This window comes from Chryseobacterium sp. CY350, from assembly GCF_027945075.1.
Taxonomy (GTDB): Bacteria; Bacteroidota; Bacteroidia; order Flavobacteriales; family Weeksellaceae; genus Chryseobacterium.
The window spans coordinates 769,550-786,006 of record NZ_CP116034.1; the positions used below are offsets into that span (position 1 = coordinate 769,550).

Annotated in this window: 18 protein-coding genes; 7 read left to right on the top strand and 11 right to left on the bottom strand. The window is 34.8% G+C overall.

The genetic code is table 11. The features are described 5' to 3' along the window. Positions 1-39 precede the first annotated feature (39 nt). From PGH12_RS03495 to PGH12_RS03510, 4 genes are all read right to left on the bottom strand, one after another. Positions 40-627 carry a Crp/Fnr family transcriptional regulator gene (locus PGH12_RS03495; protein WP_267599107.1) on the bottom strand — a complete coding sequence of 196 codons (588 nt, stop codon included), beginning with the start codon at positions 625-627 and terminating at the stop codon, positions 40-42. 69 nt (positions 628-696) lie between these two features. Further along, positions 697-1,092: a MauE/DoxX family redox-associated membrane protein gene (locus tag PGH12_RS03500; protein ID WP_267599108.1), complete on the bottom strand. Its 396-nt coding sequence runs from the start codon at positions 1,090-1,092 to the stop codon at positions 697-699. Positions 1,093-1,150: 58 nt separating this feature from the next. Continuing rightward, positions 1,151-2,011, bottom strand: a complete 861-nt coding sequence (locus PGH12_RS03505; protein WP_267599110.1) for an NAD(P)-dependent oxidoreductase — start codon at positions 2,009-2,011, stop codon at positions 1,151-1,153. Between the two features lie 263 nt (positions 2,012-2,274). Then, positions 2,275-3,336 (bottom strand): NADH:flavin oxidoreductase, encoded by a 1,062-nt coding sequence (locus PGH12_RS03510; RefSeq protein ID WP_267599111.1) that lies wholly within the window; start codon positions 3,334-3,336, stop codon positions 2,275-2,277. A 134-nt stretch (positions 3,337-3,470) separates the two neighbouring features. Here PGH12_RS03510 and PGH12_RS03515 point away from each other — a divergent pair, with 134 nt between their 5' ends. Both PGH12_RS03515 and PGH12_RS03520 read left to right on the top strand, forming a co-directional pair. Further along, positions 3,471-3,818, top strand: a complete 348-nt coding sequence (locus PGH12_RS03515) for a winged helix-turn-helix transcriptional regulator (RefSeq protein WP_267599112.1) — start codon at positions 3,471-3,473, stop codon at positions 3,816-3,818. 48 nt (positions 3,819-3,866) lie between these two features. After that, on the top strand, positions 3,867-4,493 hold the full coding sequence (locus PGH12_RS03520; RefSeq protein WP_267599114.1) for a chloramphenicol acetyltransferase: 627 nt from the start codon (positions 3,867-3,869) through the stop codon (positions 4,491-4,493). 12 nt (positions 4,494-4,505) lie between these two features. Here the strand turns inward: PGH12_RS03520 and PGH12_RS03525 are convergent, their stop codons facing one another. Further along, entirely contained in the window at positions 4,506-5,255 is a 750-nt protein-coding gene (locus tag PGH12_RS03525) for an NUDIX hydrolase (protein WP_267599115.1), read from the bottom strand. Positions 5,256-5,448: 193 nt separating this feature from the next. On the opposite strand from PGH12_RS03525, the gene PGH12_RS03530 reads away from it, so the two are divergent. Beyond that, positions 5,449-6,930 carry a sugar MFS transporter gene (locus tag PGH12_RS03530; protein ID WP_267599117.1) on the top strand — a complete coding sequence of 494 codons (1,482 nt, stop codon included), beginning with the start codon at positions 5,449-5,451 and terminating at the stop codon, positions 6,928-6,930. Positions 6,931-6,994: 64 nt separating this feature from the next. Here PGH12_RS03530 and PGH12_RS03535 read toward each other — a convergent pair whose 3' ends face one another. Continuing rightward, positions 6,995-8,656, bottom strand: a complete 1,662-nt coding sequence (locus PGH12_RS03535; protein WP_267599119.1) for an SNIPE associated domain-containing protein — start codon at positions 8,654-8,656, stop codon at positions 6,995-6,997. Positions 8,657-9,039: 383 nt separating this feature from the next. Here PGH12_RS03535 and PGH12_RS03540 point away from each other — a divergent pair, with 383 nt between their 5' ends. Further along, positions 9,040-9,753 (top strand): DUF6261 family protein, encoded by a 714-nt coding sequence (locus tag PGH12_RS03540; RefSeq protein WP_267599120.1) that lies wholly within the window; start codon positions 9,040-9,042, stop codon positions 9,751-9,753. A gap of 107 nt (positions 9,754-9,860) precedes the next feature. Here the strand turns inward: PGH12_RS03540 and PGH12_RS03545 are convergent, their stop codons facing one another. From PGH12_RS03545 to PGH12_RS03565, 5 genes are all read right to left on the bottom strand, one after another. Next, the gene (locus PGH12_RS03545) at positions 9,861-10,856 is read right to left on the bottom strand and encodes an SDR family NAD(P)-dependent oxidoreductase (protein ID WP_267599121.1); all 996 of its coding nucleotides are present in this window, start codon (positions 10,854-10,856) and stop codon (positions 9,861-9,863) included. A gap of 97 nt (positions 10,857-10,953) precedes the next feature. Then, positions 10,954-11,346 (bottom strand): 2-dehydro-3-deoxyphosphooctonate aldolase, encoded by a 393-nt coding sequence (locus PGH12_RS03550; protein ID WP_267599122.1) that lies wholly within the window; start codon positions 11,344-11,346, stop codon positions 10,954-10,956. Positions 11,347-11,369: 23 nt separating this feature from the next. Continuing rightward, entirely contained in the window at positions 11,370-11,942 is a 573-nt protein-coding gene (locus PGH12_RS03555; RefSeq protein WP_267599123.1) for a hypothetical protein, read from the bottom strand. Between the two features lie 211 nt (positions 11,943-12,153). Continuing rightward, positions 12,154-12,510 carry a hypothetical protein gene (locus tag PGH12_RS03560; protein ID WP_267599126.1) on the bottom strand — a complete coding sequence of 119 codons (357 nt, stop codon included), beginning with the start codon at positions 12,508-12,510 and terminating at the stop codon, positions 12,154-12,156. A 120-nt stretch (positions 12,511-12,630) separates the two neighbouring features. After that, positions 12,631-13,467 carry a M23 family metallopeptidase gene (locus tag PGH12_RS03565; protein ID WP_267599127.1) on the bottom strand — a complete coding sequence of 279 codons (837 nt, stop codon included), beginning with the start codon at positions 13,465-13,467 and terminating at the stop codon, positions 12,631-12,633. 183 nt (positions 13,468-13,650) lie between these two features. Here PGH12_RS03565 and PGH12_RS03570 point away from each other — a divergent pair, with 183 nt between their 5' ends. From PGH12_RS03570 to PGH12_RS03580, 3 genes are all read left to right on the top strand, one after another. Then, positions 13,651-14,490 (top strand): SDR family NAD(P)-dependent oxidoreductase, encoded by an 840-nt coding sequence (locus PGH12_RS03570; protein ID WP_267599128.1) that lies wholly within the window; start codon positions 13,651-13,653, stop codon positions 14,488-14,490. A 48-nt stretch (positions 14,491-14,538) separates the two neighbouring features. Then, positions 14,539-15,453 carry a helix-turn-helix domain-containing protein gene (locus PGH12_RS03575; protein ID WP_267599129.1) on the top strand — a complete coding sequence of 305 codons (915 nt, stop codon included), beginning with the start codon at positions 14,539-14,541 and terminating at the stop codon, positions 15,451-15,453. A 96-nt stretch (positions 15,454-15,549) separates the two neighbouring features. Continuing rightward, positions 15,550-16,446 (top strand): SDR family oxidoreductase, encoded by an 897-nt coding sequence (locus PGH12_RS03580; RefSeq protein WP_267599130.1) that lies wholly within the window; start codon positions 15,550-15,552, stop codon positions 16,444-16,446. Positions 16,447-16,457: the final 11 nt, after the last annotated feature.

Sequence of the window (16,457 nt, forward strand, 5' to 3'; positions counted from 1 at the left end):
ATCATGAGTTTTGGTTAATAGTCTATAGTTAAGTTTAAATTAAATAGAGTCTTTTGATAGATTTTTTTTACGAATTCTGCTGACAGTTTCCGGAGCTAAACCTAAAAATGAAGCAATCAAATTGTGTGGAATTCTTCTGATCACTTCGGGATTTTTCTTAGAAAATTCAAGATATTTCTCTTCAGCGGTATAGCTGTTTGAAGCGATTAAACGATAATCTTTCGTTACCAAACTGTTCTGATACAGAATCCTGAAGTAACGATCCATCATCGGAATTTTCAGCATTAATTTATCGTAGTCATCAAGACTGATTGTCAGCAATTCTGTTTCTTCAACGGCACTAATATTCAGCAATGCTTTGTCCTGACTGATAAAACTTTTAAAATCTGAAATCCACCAGCCTTCAAAGGCAAACATATTGATGTTTTCACCACCTTTTTCATCAACAAAATAAGATTTCAACAATCCTTTGCTTACGAAAGAAAGATGTGTACATATATTTCCTTCCTGTAGCAAAAACTGTTTTCTTTTTAATTTTTTAACCGAAAAAAAAGTTTGTAGCTCACTTTTTTCTTGTTCGGTCAAATGAACTTTATTCTGAATATGTGAAATGAGAACGTCAAACATTTTTTAGATAATATAATGTAAATTAATATTTCAAATCATATACGCTGATCTCCTATGTTGATTTCTTCCTTAAACCAATGGTTGATTTTCTTCACGACTATTTTTTACGTAAAACCATAACAGCACAAAAAGGTATAAGCAGTGGAGTAGTTGTGCTTCAATGGCGGTCCAGTTTTCGACCGAACTGCTTCCGAAAATCAAAATTGTCATCAGAGAAATCGCTGCATAAATTGTTAATTTAGGTTTAAAACCAATCAACAGAGCAATTCCTACAATAGCTTCCAAAAAAGGTAAAATATATCCAAACGGAGTAATCAAAACTTCAGGAATTGCTGACTTTTCCATAGATTTCACCATTCCTTCGGTGAAAGTCTGGAGTTTCGGAATTCTTACCAATCCGTGTCCGACCAGCGAAATAGAGATCGGCAGTCTTAGGAAAAAGAATAAGGTTTTGAATTCTTTCATAGAGTTATTTTTGGTATTGGTTAATTTTAATGAAAGTTTTTTTCTTGAGTTTAAATATTTAATTCTGACCTCGGTTCTTCTTTAAGTAATTAATGATCCCAATTACGTCATCTTTACCGAAACCATCGTTTTGAGCAGATTGATAGGTTTCTAATAAAGTATGAGACAAAGGAAAATCTGCACCAGCGTTTTTCGCCAAAAGAATATCTTTTAGCATTAAATCTAAAGAAAATGCAGGTTTGTAATCATCTTCTATCAACAGTGGAGTTTTAACTTTGGTCGCACCGCTTCCGCTGGCACTTTCGTTGATAATTTCAAGCATGTCTTTTCTATTGATTCCCAACTTGTCGGAGAGTAATATTGTCTCTGCTAAACCTTGATATAGTGCCGAAATAAAATAGTTGACCGATAGTTTTGCGGCCAGACCTTTTCCGTTTTTGCCTAAATGTTTGATCTCCTTTCCGAGCTTTTCTAAATAAGGAGCTGCTTTTTCTACATCTTTATCTTCGCCACCAACCATAAATATTAACGTTCCTTCTTCGGCAGGTTTTGTGCTTCCCGCAACCGGAGCGTCAAGGAATGAGGCTTCTTTAATTTTAACGGCATCAGCAATTTTTGTGCTTTCTTCGGGTGAAATTGTACTCATGTCGATAAAAAGTTTATCTGCGATATTTAATTCTAAGATCTGCATAAAGACATCTTTTACTGCTTCGTCATTGGTCAACATCGTAAAAATAATATCACTTTCTTTAACCAGCTCTTTCACATTAGAAGCTACTTTCGATTTTATTTTGAAATCTTCTGTTTTTGATGAATTCCTGTTGTAAACGATTAACGGGAATCCTGCTTTTTCAAGATTTTTTGCCATCGGATGTCCCATGTTTCCCAAACCGATAAAACCTACTTTTTCTGTATTCATTTTTATTTCCATCAACTTAATAATTTAAGATTTTGTTGCTATTTTAGTACTGTTCACTTTTCTTTTTTAAACGACTCTCCAGTCTAAAGGCTTAAACTCATCAAAAAAGCTACCAAGAAATGTTTGAAATATTAAATTATCTTTTTAAATCAAAAAAAATATGCTCTGAAAGTTTTATAACTAATAATTTGACTCTGGTAAGAACTAAAGGCATAAAAAAAGCAGTTTCGATTTGAAACTGCTTCTCTCTTTTTGTAAATCACTTAGTAAAGTACTGCCAGACTTTCTGCAGAAAAATCTGCAATTTCTTCATTTCTGCCTTCCTTTATTTTTTGTACCCACTCAGGATCAGTCAGCAAAGCCCTACCTACTGCAACGAGATCAAAATCCTGACGATCAAGACGTCGAGTCAATTCGGAAAGATCACTTTTTTCACTTCCTTCACCTGCAAACGCGCTCATGAAATCACCTTTTAAACCTACAGATCCTACCGTGATAGTTGGCTGGCCGGTTATTTTCTTTGCCCAACCTGCGAAATTAAGATCTGAATCTTCAAATTCCGGTTCCCAAAAGCGACGTTGTGAACAATGGAAAATATCAACTCCGGCTTCTTTCATTGGCAAAAGCCATTCTTCCATTTCCATTGGAGTCGTAGCCAATCTTGCTTTATAATCCTGCTGTTTCCATTGAGAAAGTCGTATAATAATTGTAAAATCTTCGCCAACCGCAGCTCTCATTGCTTTAATGACATCAATGGCAAATTTGCTTCTTTCTTTCAACGTTTTACCTCCGTATTCATCTGTTCTGGTATTGGTAACTTCCCAGAAAAACTGATCAATCAGATAACCGTGTGCGCCATGAATTTCCAATACATCAAATCCTAAATCTTTAGCAGATTTTGCCGAAGCCGCAAATTGTGCAATCGTATCCTGAATATCTTCCAAAGTCATCGTTGAAGCTTTCTCCATCTCACCAATTGGATAGTCTGCAGAACTTCTTGTATCACCAACATGCCAAATTTGCGGACCCATTTTACCTCCGTTTTTGTGTACGGCATCGATTACATTTTTCCAGCCGTTCAAAGCCTCCGTACCGTAAAAATCAGGTATGTTTTGCATGTTTTTCGATGCAGGTCTTTTTATTACCGTTCCTTCAGATAAAATTAATCCTACGTTTGCGGCAGCACGTCTTGCATAATATTCTTCAATTTGTTTCGTAGGTACACCATTGTCAGACTGAGCTCTGGTCATTGGCGCCATCACAAGGCGGTTTTTTAATGTAAGATTTTTATACGTAAATTGCGTAAATAATTTTTCTATACTCATTTAAAAATATTTAATTTTAAGATTTATTAATTGTTACACAAAGTAACTAATAATAGTTCACTTTTGTATCTTTAAATTAAAAAAAACAGGTAACTTTGTGGTAACTCACAATAGTAACAAAATAGTAACCAACCATGAGACAGGAAAAAATTAAACATTGCAGCTGCCCTCTCGGTAAAGCAATGTCGGCTTTAGGCAGTAAATGGAAACCTATTATTGTATTGGTCATTAAAGACCGTACATTGAGGTTTGGAGAAATTGCGGCACGAATTTCAGTGATTTCCAGAAAGGTTCTTACCGATCAGCTGAGAGAGATGGAGGAAGATCATCTCGTAATACGTCAGGAATTTAAAGAGCTTCCGCCAAGAGTAGAATATCATCTCACAGAAAAAGGTATTGCACTGTTACCGATTCTAAATTTACTTGAAGAGTGGGAACGTGAATTTGAAAAAACGGATAAAAGATCAGAAGTTCAGGTTTAAATCAATTATAAAAATTTAAGGATTAATTCTCCATATTATCAGTATTTAATGAAAGTAATCGATATCGAAAACTGGAAGCGAAAAGAACATTTCGAATTTTTCTCAAAAATGGCTAGTCCATATTTTGGTCTTACCACAGAAGTAGATTGTACGCTGGCTTATGAAAAAGCAAAGAACAATAATTATTCTTTTTTTGCTTCTTACATGTACAAATCGATGGTTGCAATAAATACCGTTGATGAACTTAAAATGCGAATAGTAGATGATGAAGTAATTCTTTTTGACGAGGTGCACGTGGGAAGTACGATAGGTAGAGATGATGGCACTTTCGGATTCTCGTTTTTCCATTATTCAGCAGACTTTGACGTATTTAATGAAAGATTGCAGAACCAGATCAAAACCGTACAAAATTCTGTCGGTTTAGGGATCAGCAACGATGTTTTACCGATCAATCATATAAGACACACCACCATTCCTTGGAATTCTTTCAGTGCATTATTGCATCCGACAAACTTTGATCCCAAAGAATGCATTCCCAAGATAGCCTTTGGTAAATTTAATGTGAAAGACGGTAAAAAATATCTTCCGATTTCTGTTGAAGCACATCATGGTTTAGCAGACGGACTTCATCTTTCAAAGTATCTTGAGGAATTTCAAAAACAGCTCGATCGTTAAAAAAAAAATTAGTTACCAGTTATTCAGACCGTTTTCCAGAGCTTTTTTATAATTTATTTCATTAAAAGTATAAAGATCAGGAGATTTGTGAGCACCGCCGCGACGTTGCTCATCAAGCTTCGTAAGAATTTCCAAATTCTTAATTTTTCTGTAAAAATTTCCTCTATTGAGTTCTTTTCCTAATATTGTTTCATATAATTTCTGAAGTTCAGAAAGCGTAAATTTTTCCGGCAAAAGATTGTATCCTATTGGTTTATAAGAAATTCTTTCCCTTAAAGTCAATAATGCTTTATCGATGATCTCACGATGATCCATTGCGAGGTCAATCTCCGAAAGTTGACTAAGATAAATCCATTCACATTTTTCACTGAACTCATCAACAATCAGCTTTGCATTGTCGGGATTATAGAGCGCGTAATATCCGATAGAAACAAAACGCTGTTTGTGCCATAATGTGTCATCAAAGTCTTCGAAGTATCTTTCGCTGCGTTTATTTTTACCAAAAACTGCAAATTCCTCCAAATAAACATCAGAAATTCCGGCTCTTTCTTTTAAGACTCTTTTGGCAGCATCATCCATATCTTCATCTTTTTTTACATAACCTCCGGGTAGTAGCCACTGTTTGCGATAAGTCATCTGAAGAAGAAGAACTTTAAGCTCGTTTTTATCAAAACCAAAAACTACGGGATCAGTTGATAAATGTGGAAGAAATAAATCTTTAGCCTCCTCAGATTTTTGTAAAAATTGTTGTTGTGGATCCATAAATATTCGAATGTCTGATGATACAAATTTAACCCTAAATATATTAAGATTTTTATAAACAAAAAAAATCGCTAAATAGTTCAAAATGAAGCAATAATAAATTTCCAGTTGTTTTTTCGGGCTGCAATTCTAGGAATCGAGATATAATGTAACACCCAGAAGTATATAAAACTAAGAAAATTTAATGTCTCAAATGGAGATTTTATCGCCAAAAGCATTTATCTTTATCGTTTCTTTAAATTTAATGTTTATGATCAATAATGAAGTAAAATCTGTCAACAGGAATTATACTGTTCCTTTGATAACCATTACACTTTTATTTTTTATGTGGGGATTCATCACCTGTATGAATGATATTCTTATTCCTTATCTGAAACAGCTTTTCAATCTCACTTTTTTCGAATCGATGCTTGTTCAGTTTTGTTTCTTTGGAGCTTACTTTATCGGCTCGCTTATTTACTTTCTGGTCTCCATGACCGGTGGCGATCCCATTAATAAAGTAGGATACAAGAAAGGAATTCTTTTCGGAATTTTCCTTGCAGCTTTTGGCTGTGTGCTTTTCTATCCGGCAGCCACACTGTCTTCTTACGGATTGTTTTTAGGAGCATTATTTGTTCTCGGATTAGGATTTACAGTTTTACAGATCACTGCCAACGCTTATGTTTCGCTTTTGGGTTCGGAAGAATCTGCATCCAGCCGGCTCAATATGACCCAGGCTTTTAATGCATTCGGAACTACTATTGCACCGGTTTTGGGAGGACATTTAATTTTTGAATTTTTCTCTGCCGATGACGGCTCTTTTTCTGCAGTAGCAACGAGAATTCCATATCTGATTTTTGCAGGAATATTGCTTTTGGTAGCATTATTAATTTCAAGAGTTCAATTGCCATCATTTCAGACAGACGAGCAGGAAACCGTTACTGGTTTAGGTGCACTTCAGTATTCGCATCTCTTATTTGGTGTCTTTGCCATGTTCTGTTATGTAGGTGGCGAAGTTGCAGTAGGAAGTTTTATCATCAGCTTTCTAGAGCAGCCACAGGTGATGAATCTCAATGAAGTAGTAAGCAAAAACTACCTTTCGCTTTATTGGGGCGGTGCAATGATCGGGCGTTTTCTGGGAGCAATCTCACTAAATCAATCGATCAGTCAGGGTAAAAAAGTATTGTATATGATTGGCGCTGCAACTGCTGTTTTTCTTGTAATTTTCAGCATCGTAGATCTTACATTTTCGCAGATCAGTTTCTTTTTAGTATTTATCGTACTGAATTTTATTGCATTCTTTATAGGAAAATCTGCTCCGGCAAGAACGCTATCTATCTTTGCAGGAATCAATGTACTGCTATTAATTTCTGCCATGCTGAATCACGGCGAACTGGCAATGTACAGCATTTTGGGCATCGGAATTTTCAACTCTATTATGTTCTCAAATATTTATACTTTAGCCATTTCAGGTTTAGGGAAATACACGAGCCAAGGTTCTTCATTGGTGGTAATGGCCATCCTTGGTGGAGCAATTGTTCCAATTTTTCAGGGATATTTGGCAGATATTTTCGGAGTACAGCATTCCTTTATCATTCCGGTATTCTGTTATCTTGTGATCCTGATTTTCGGCGCTTATTGCACAAAATATTTAGGTCATGTAAAACAGGATGTTGATGCTAAATCAGGACATTGATATTTCTGAATTTTAAAATATGAAACCTGCTTTTGAGCAGGTTTTTTTTGATTTATAATTAAAATTAAGCTTCTTCAATTATTTCATCAAATATTACAGGATCAGCGACTTCCTGAAAACGCTCCCAATCAGCTTCAATTGCTCTATTTGTTTTCATTTGTTCTTCAAGCTTTAATGTCTCTCGATACTGCTTCGCTTCTGCCAGAAGTGTCCATTTACAATTTATACCAAGTCTTTCAATATGATTTTTTAAATCAGTAAGTTCTAGTTTAAAAAATTCTTTTCGTGGATTAATTTTATTAAGTTGATTTTTTAGAAATTTTCTGTGAAGTTGTCTCTCCAAAGCCGGTGCATCATCACAATAAATCATTGCATGAACATCAAATTCAAATGGAACACTTGCATCACCAAGCTCACGAACCCTATCTAAAGGTTCCAGACGTCTTGTCATACCAATTTTATAAATATCATCACCAAAAGAACCAACATTTGAAATAATGTAAACATTACCAGTTTTAGTTTGTTGTGCCATAGAAATTGCTCTACGATTTTTGTCTTCTGCTGTTGTTAGTTTTTCTTGAAGTTCCTCTAATTTCTGTTGGAGAATCGCTTTCTGTTCTTCATTTGCTCTGGAAACTTGAGCTTCGGCCTTTTCAATTAATCTTTTTAAAGTCTGCTCCTCTTTTTCAGCATCTTTCATTGCTTTTTCAAATTCTTTTCGTGCCTTTTCTTCCTCGCGTATCTGTTCTCTGATTTCTCTTTGCTCTTCAAGCTCCAATGACCTTAATTCTTGTGCAACAACTGCCCACTTCAGTTCTTCCAATCTCGCCTGATGATAAATTTCAGATATTCTTGCATTTCTAAAAGCTTTCCCATTAAAATTTACGATTTGAAAAGCATCGTCAATTTTTTGTTTTAAAATTCCGTAATTATCTTTTCTTACCGTTGAAAGAATAGAATCAACTTTACCGTTATAAGCATCAATAACAAAATCTATTGCAGTCTTTTTTCTTTCAACATCCATATACTCGCAAATTCCAGCTTGTCTGTTAACAATCATCATCTTATTATTCACACGAAGTTTTTTTAAATTCTCCCCAGCATCTTTATGGCTGAAATCTTCTGCAAGCTGATCTAAAAGTGTGTAATTAGGAATCAGGTATTCATTTCCGTAGCCTTTAATCACGTTTTTCATTGCCTGAATTCTATCTGCAATTTCATTTGCTTCACGCAAACTCTTATAAGCGTCACCACCGATTGCTTCAGCTTTGTTTTCTGCGCTTTCAATAATCCGATTGGATTCTCTTACCGCATTTTCATACAATAATTCTATTTCTCGATGTTTTTTTTCCGTAAGTTCTTTAATATTCTTTCTTGACTCTTTAGCATTTTCTTGCGCTTCCATCAATACTTGATTTCCCTGTTCCCTCAGTTTTTCATAATCTTTCTGAGCTTTTTTAAGAAGATATTCGCATTCAACTTTTACATTTATTATATTTTCATATTGACTTAATTCTACAATTTTATCTTTCATTTGAAGATTAGTCGCCTGAAGATTTAGATTTGCGACATTAAGAGTTTGAATTTCACTTTTAAGCAAATTGTTTTGTACTTCTAATTCATTAAATTTCACATCCTTTGTTGTAGCTTCTTTTTTTAATTTCTTAAACTTAATGTAGAGGTAAATTAGAAGAATGGATAATAGTAAAATTAAAATAGTTCCCATGATGATTAGTTTATTTGTTTCTGATAAATATATACACAAATTTTTCGGACTCACTAAGGTTTTCCGTAATTTCAAAAATAAACTTTAGTAATGTCAAAATCAACCGTATTTCCACTGAATATAAACTTCCAAAACACCCGTTTTCAAACCTCACAACTTTGCCGGAAGTCACAAAACAAGTGTTTTGTAACCAAACAACTTTTACTTTTGTTTCAAAACAACTGTTTTATAACAAAACACAATTGGCGAAAGTTTCCCACAGTTAGTGTGAGACCAAAAACAAAGTTGTTTTGTTTCCCATAAAAAATTTGGAACTAATCAATAATTTATTTACATTTAAAATCTATAATTAATGAATTAAAAACAATTAAAACACACTTTGCATGAAAATTACATTATCAAAATTGAGTACCAAAGATTTGGCTACGCTTTGTCAGAGAAGTATCAATACTTCGGAATCAGGAAATTTCGCTGTCATCAGCAATCATCCTTTGCTTACAGAATTGCAGACCATGTATTCAGAATATGATGAGGTTTATACTAAACAGATCTACAGCGGTAAAGGCGTTAATGTTGCAGAAGCAGACAGACAGAGAGACAACGCCTTTAGAGTGCTGAAAAATTTCCTAAACGGTTATCGAAAAATGACCACCGTAAATCATTATCAGTTTGCAGAAGATGTATATCAGATTTTCAAACTTTATGGGATAGATATGGATAAAGAGAGCTATTCAACTCAGACCGCTCAAATGAAAAAACTTATCGAAGATTTAGAAAAACAAGAGAATATTCAAAAACTAAACGCACTTTCATCATTTTCTGCTTTTAGTGAAATGAAATCTAAGCATGAAACTTTTGAACAAATATTTGCCGAACAGGCTCATGCAAATTCAACTCTTCGACAGATGAAAAGTGCATCCGCAATCCGCAGAGATTTAGAAAAATCTTTAAAGTCTTTCCTCAACCTCATCACTGCAATGAAAGACATCCCAGAGTGGAAACTTTTGTATGCGGATATCAATGAGTTGGTAAAGGCAGCAAAAAATTCTTCAGTTAAATTATCTGAGAAGAAAGTCGACAGTAATCATGTTGATTAATAATTAAGCATCAATCATAATAATTGTCTAAAAAATAAACCCCGACTTTTGATCGGGGTTTATTGTATGATTTAAAAATTAAATGTGCTTAATCTTATTGATCTTTGTTATTTTTTAGAACTTCTGGAAGTGAAAAACATATACGCTAATCCTAACGTAACTCCGGCTACCACTGCCATTTTAGTTTTCTTACTTGGAACTGGTAGAGAGGTTTCTCCGTAGATCTGATGAGGTTCAGATGATGCCTGAAGAACGTTACCAGATGTGGGTTCTCCATTTTTAAGCTTCATCATCATTCGCATTCCTGCGGAAGCTGTGTTGATGATCATTTTAGGGAACATGCCGTAAATATTGACTAATGCTCTTGATGTAAAATCGGGAAAAAGATCTTTTTGAGGCTGCTTCGCCAGCTGTACAATTTTAGAAGCTGTGTCTCGTGGATCAGACGCAAATGGTGGAACTTTAAAATCTAACCCGGAATATTTTGCGGAATGCGAATTTCCCGTGGAACGCTGTATTTGAGGATATAAATTAGCAATATGAATGTCTGCAAAATCTGAAATTTCACCCTGAAGACATTCCATCATTCCACGGATTCCGAATTTCGTAGAAGAATACACCGCACTGTAAGGCGCAGGCATGAAACCGCCGATAGATACGTTATTGATCAGTATTCCTTCATTCTGTTCTTTGAAAACAGGAAGCACGCTGTACGCTCCGTGCATATAACCGAAAAGGTTGGTTTTGATGACCTGCTCGTGAAGCGACATAGGAATTTCTTCAAATTTACCGCTTGCCATTACTCCCGCGTTATTTACCCAAATATCTATTCGTCCAAATTCTAAGATTGCTCTTTTAACCAGATTATCCACTTCTTCAGCTTTAGAAACATCCGTAGGTACGGCAATGGCTTTTACTTCTAGTTCGTTGCAGAGATTTAATGTTTCATCCAGTGCTTCCTGTCCGCGCGCCGCAATTACGATATTGCAACCTTCCAGTGCAAAAGCTTCCACAGTAGCTCTTCCGACTCCGCTGCTTCCGCCCGTAACGACTACAGTTTTACCTCGAAGACTTCTTTTTTCTAAATTATTTTCTGATTTCATATTTTGATGATTTTATATCAATAGATTTGATACTTACAAGCTATCTATTTTTACACCAAAGAGATATGAATCAGGATTTATTTTAAATTTAAATTTTTCATTTATTGATTTTAAATCCTAAAGGAGCCATTGTTTGTGCTTTGTCATACATATTGAGATAAACTGTGACAGTGTCGTTTTTTCCCTCATAGGTTACTGCATATTTATCCAGCAATCCCATCCCAAACGGACTGTTATGAGATTTAAACTCGCAACAGCTTCCACGTCTTTCATAAGAAACTTTTTCACCGTTGGGTCCGGTAAGTGAGTTTAGATAATTTCTTTCATTATGAGGACCGCTACCAATGCCTCCGACTTTTATGGGATTCTTTTCTGTAAAGCCATAGGTAGAATCTTTAGAGGATTCTAGAATTTTATTTGATGAAGTATTTGCAGTTCCGCATGATGACAATGCGAATAACAGCAGTGGAATAAAAAGCAGTTTTTTCATGGTGTGTAAATTAGTTTTAAGGTTTATGATATGGTTTTTTCATTGATCCATTCGTGTTCTACGTTTCGCATCAGCAGCGCATTGTCAAATTTAACAGAACCTTTCGGAAATATAGTTTCGTCTTCAAAAAAGCTTGACTTCACTACAGAAACGTTTAGTGGTTGTACTTTCCACTCATATGCATTCAATCTCAGTCCGTCGAAATTATTTCTGTTTGGCGAATATCCCAAATCTCCTTTTTCAAAAAACCCAGAAGCATTTTCAAGGTTTTCAAAGATTGAATTGTCATTGAAATTATCCGTTTCCGTTGCATCAATAGAAATTTGTGTACGGTCTGAACTAAAAAAATCTACGTGATAATTTCCAGCACCTTCTTTAACATTAAATTTTGCTAGATGATGTTTCCCCGGAAAAATTCTTCCGCCAACAAAAGTATTTAGCAGTAAAGATGTATCTCTTCTTGGAATATAAACACCAGACTTCACTTCGTCATTTTCATCCCATTCAACAGCAATTCTGTGAGCGCCATTCTCAGAATTTACTCCCAAAAAGTCTGCGAAGCCTTTGGTTTTATATCTTTCAATCTGATAAGACAAATTCCTACAATTGCTTTGTTTCTGTAAATTTTTGGACGAAAAGGAAATGGTAAAATCTTCTCAACATCTCTAGGATCTGCGGTATAATTAATGAGTATCCGGCGATCTATATACCCGTGAATGGTTGGGATTTTCATAAACTGGAGCGTTTATGATACAGGCGTTTGATCTTCAGATTTACTTTAATATAAAAGTTTAAACCTTCAAATATTTAATACGTCAGGCTGTTCTCCTTATAATTATAAGCGATGTAATTTCGTTTATTATTGTCAGGCTTTATCAACTTATTTAGACTGATGATTTTAAGATTTTTACAATTATAGATCATCAATGTACCAGAATTTTCGTCTACGATCACTTTATCGGCTTTGTCAAAAATTATAAAATCTGATTTAAAAGAAACATCGCCTTCATAAACAATAGTTTTTTCTGTAACATTTCTTTTACTTTTTAATCCTTTAATATCTAAAGTTTTTTCTTGCTTAGAATTATTTTTCTCCTGAGAAAATGCTTGCTGAGAAATAAATAGCAAAAATACAGCTGTCGAAATTTTTAATAATTTATTCATTTTTGTTTTTTTTGTATTGTAAAAATTTAATGATTAAAAGTATAAATACTATTCACTTTTAATGGATAAAAAATTGTTAATTTTTTTATAAATTTTTTATCCATATTTTCCGATGGTAATCTATTTTTTCACGCTCATATTTTCTCTTAAATCTTCTCCTTTTATGTTTTTCTCGAACACAAATGGAACTGAAACGAGTGACTTTCCTTTTTTTGGAACAAGCACATTAAAATGGAGGTGCGCCGCGGTTGTATATCCTGTAATTCCGCTTAATCCTATCGGCTGATCTCTTTTAACTGCATCACCTACTTTTACAAAACTTCCATTCTGTTTCAAATGAACATATTGAGTGAATAAACCACTTTCTGGATGATAAATGGTGATAAAATTGGCATAAGGAATCCATTTTCTGTCATTTCCTCCAAATTCATAATCTTTTATGACACCAACTACATAACCATCATCAGCTGCTACTACAGTTTCTCCGACAGGCATACTGAAGTCAATCGCGTATCTTGAATAGTTATCATTATGACTGAGATTTCCTTTCTGTCCCTGCATAATCAGATAACGTTTACCTTTCACAAAAGGAAGTGCCAAATTAGTACTCATTATCTTACTGCTTTCGTCTCCCAATAAACCGTCGAATCGAAAATTCACCTTATTAACATCGATATCTTTTGCGAAAATTTTGAATTCTGCAAATGATTTATCTCCTATAGTCACTTTTAGAGTATCATCAATAATATTTTCATCTTTAAGATAACTTGAGAAAACTCTAAATCTCAATGGGCAAAACAGGGGATTTTCTATTCGTAAAAAAAGCGTATCGTTCTTATAGTTTTGTTCAATCTTTTCTAAAGTAAATTGCTCAAGGCGTTGTGTGGGAATTATCTGGCTTTCACACGAAGCAAATGAGAATATAGTGATAAATGATAGAATTAACCTTTGAAGCATGATAAAATAATCTTTTTCATATTGAAATAACACTCAAAAATAAACATTTTGTTACACAGTTTTATAAATTATAAATATCATCATCAGTGATTTGGCTACAACAATCTGTGATTTGGTCACGATTTCAAATTCTACATTTTCCAACTTTGTATTGTAATAATTAATCAATTAAAAACAATCAAAATGGACACAAAAAAAGTATGGCTAGTGACAGGAGCTTCGAAAGGTTTAGGTTTAACCTTGGTAAAAAAATTATTGGCGGAAGGTCATTCAGTAGCGGCAACTTCGAGAAACATTACTGAACTTCAAAAAGCGATAAGTGAGGAAAACGCAACATTTCTACCGTTAGAAGTTGATCTCATCAATGGAAATTCTATTGAAAATGCAGTTTCAAAATCAATAGAAAAATTTGGAAAACTGGATGTCGTGGTGAATAACGCCGGATACGGACAATTGGGAACCTTGGAAGAACTGACAGATTTGGAAAGCCGTCAAAATTTTGACACCAATGTTTTCGGATCTTTAAATATCATCAGAAAAACGATTCCTTATTTAAGAGAACAGAAAAGCGGCTTCATTATCAATATTGCTTCTATTGGCGGACTGACGGGAGAATTTGCAGGTTGGGGAATCTATTGCGCTACAAAGTTTGCCGTTGTAGGATTTACAGAAGCTTTGGCAGCGGAAGTGAAAGAATTCGGCGTGAATGCTACTGTAGTTTATCCAGGATATTTCAGAACTGATTTTCTAACTGGCGGTTCGCTAAGAACTCCTAAATCTGAAATTAATGAATATACAGTCGCAAGAGAATTGCAGATTGCTCATGAAAAAGACATCAACGGTAATCAGCCGGGAGATCCTGAAAAAGCAGCTGTAGCGCTGATAAAATTGGTCGCAATGGAAAATCCGCCTGTACATTTGGTTTTAGGTTCTGATGCATTCAGCATTGCCGGAAACAAATTAAATGCGCTTCAAAACGAAATTTCTGAGTTTAAAACGCTAAGTACATCTACAGATTATTAAATTTGTAAAGGCAACAGTTTCTTGCTGTTGCCTTTTAATTTTAAGGTTATGACTAACAGAAAATTATATACCATCGATACGATCTCGGAATTTCACAGAATTTCCGGCTTGCCAAAACCTCAACATCCGCTCATAAGCCTTGTAGATTACAGTTTGGTGGAATATCAGATTGAAGAATCGGAAATCAGCTGGGTTCAGGATTTGTATTTTATGGGTTTTAAAAGAGATCTTCAGGGGAAACTGCATTATGGGCAGAGTCAGTACGATTTTGATGAAGGTTTGATGTGTTTTATTGCGCCGAGGCAAGTCGTGAAAATGGTAATCAGCAAATATGAAACAAAACCTTCAGGCTATCTTTTGGCATTTCATCCCGATTTTATCTGGAATACACCTTTGGCAAAGACCATTCATAATTATAAATTCTTTGGATATGATGTGAACGAAGCTTTGTTTCTTTCCGAAAAAGAGGAAGAAACGTTAATCGGACTTTTCAAAGGCATTGAAAAAGAATATCAGTCGGGAATTGATCAGTTTACTCAGAATATTATCATCTCTCAGATCGAGGTGATCTTAAATTATTGCGAAAGATTTTATCAAAGACAATTCATTACCAGAAAAAAAACCAATCATCAGGTTTTGGAAAAATTAGAAATAATTCTTGAAGATTTTTTTAATGAAAATATGATTGACAAAGGTTTGCCAACTGCCAATTATATCGCAGAACAATTGAATATTTCAACCAATTATTTAGGCAGTTTATTAAAACAATTAACTGGACAAACCACGCAACAGCACATCCACGAAAAACTGATTGAAAAAGCGAAGGAAAAACTTTCTACAACCAATCTTTCCGTAAGTGAAATTGCCTATGAATTGGGATTTGAACATTCACAATCTTTCAGTAAACTGTTTAAAGCTAAAACTGATATTTCGCCTTTGGAATTCAGGAAATCGTTTAATTAAATTTTTCGGCTACAACATTATACTTTTCGGCTACAAGGCTATAAAACCGAAATCTGAACTTTGCTTCATTAAATTATATCAAAAAAATATATTAAAATGAAAGTATTTGTAACAGGCGCAACAGGTTTTGTAGGAACCGCCGTAGTGCAGGAATTATTAGCGAATGGTCATCAGGTTTTGGGATTGGCACGTTCGGAAGAATCAGTAAATAAATTGATTGCAGCCGGCGCAGAAGCACACCGAGGAGATTTAAATGATTTTGAAAGTTTAAAATCGGGAGCCGGAAATTGCGATGCAGTGATTCATCTAGGTTTCGTTCACGATTTTACCAGGTTTGAAGAAATGTGCAAACTTGACGGACAAGTGATTGAGGCAATCGGTGAAGCCCTAATCGGAACAGAAAAGCCATTTCTCATCACCTCAGGAACGGCACTATTTTCAAAAGACGGAGTTACAATTGAAACTGACCGTTCGGTAAATCCGCATCCGAGAATTGCAACAGAAAATGCAGCAGATGCGGTTGCGGCAAAAGGTGTGAAAGTTGCGGTTGTCAGATTATCACCATCCGTTCACGGCAAAGGTGACATCATCGGTTTTGTCCCGACTTTGATAAGAATTGCAAAAGAAACAGGAAAATCTGCAGTCATCAATCACGGTGACAATGTCTGGCCGGCCGTTCACAGATTAGACGCTGCGAAACTCTACAGATTGGCTCTGGAAAAACCTTTTGAAAGCGGCACAAGATATCACGCTGTCGGAGAAGAGGGAATTCCATTAAAAGAAATCGCAAGTTTGATTTCAGAAAGATTAGATGTTCCGGTTGTTTCTCTCACCAGCGACGAAAGTTCGGAACATTTCGGTTGGTTTACGCATTTTGCAAAGCTTAATAATAGGACATCCAGCGAAGTAACAAAATCCTCATTAGGTTGGAATCCCGAACATCCAACATTATTAGTTGATATGGAAAATATTTATTTAGCTGAAAATAAGTAATCTGATCTTTA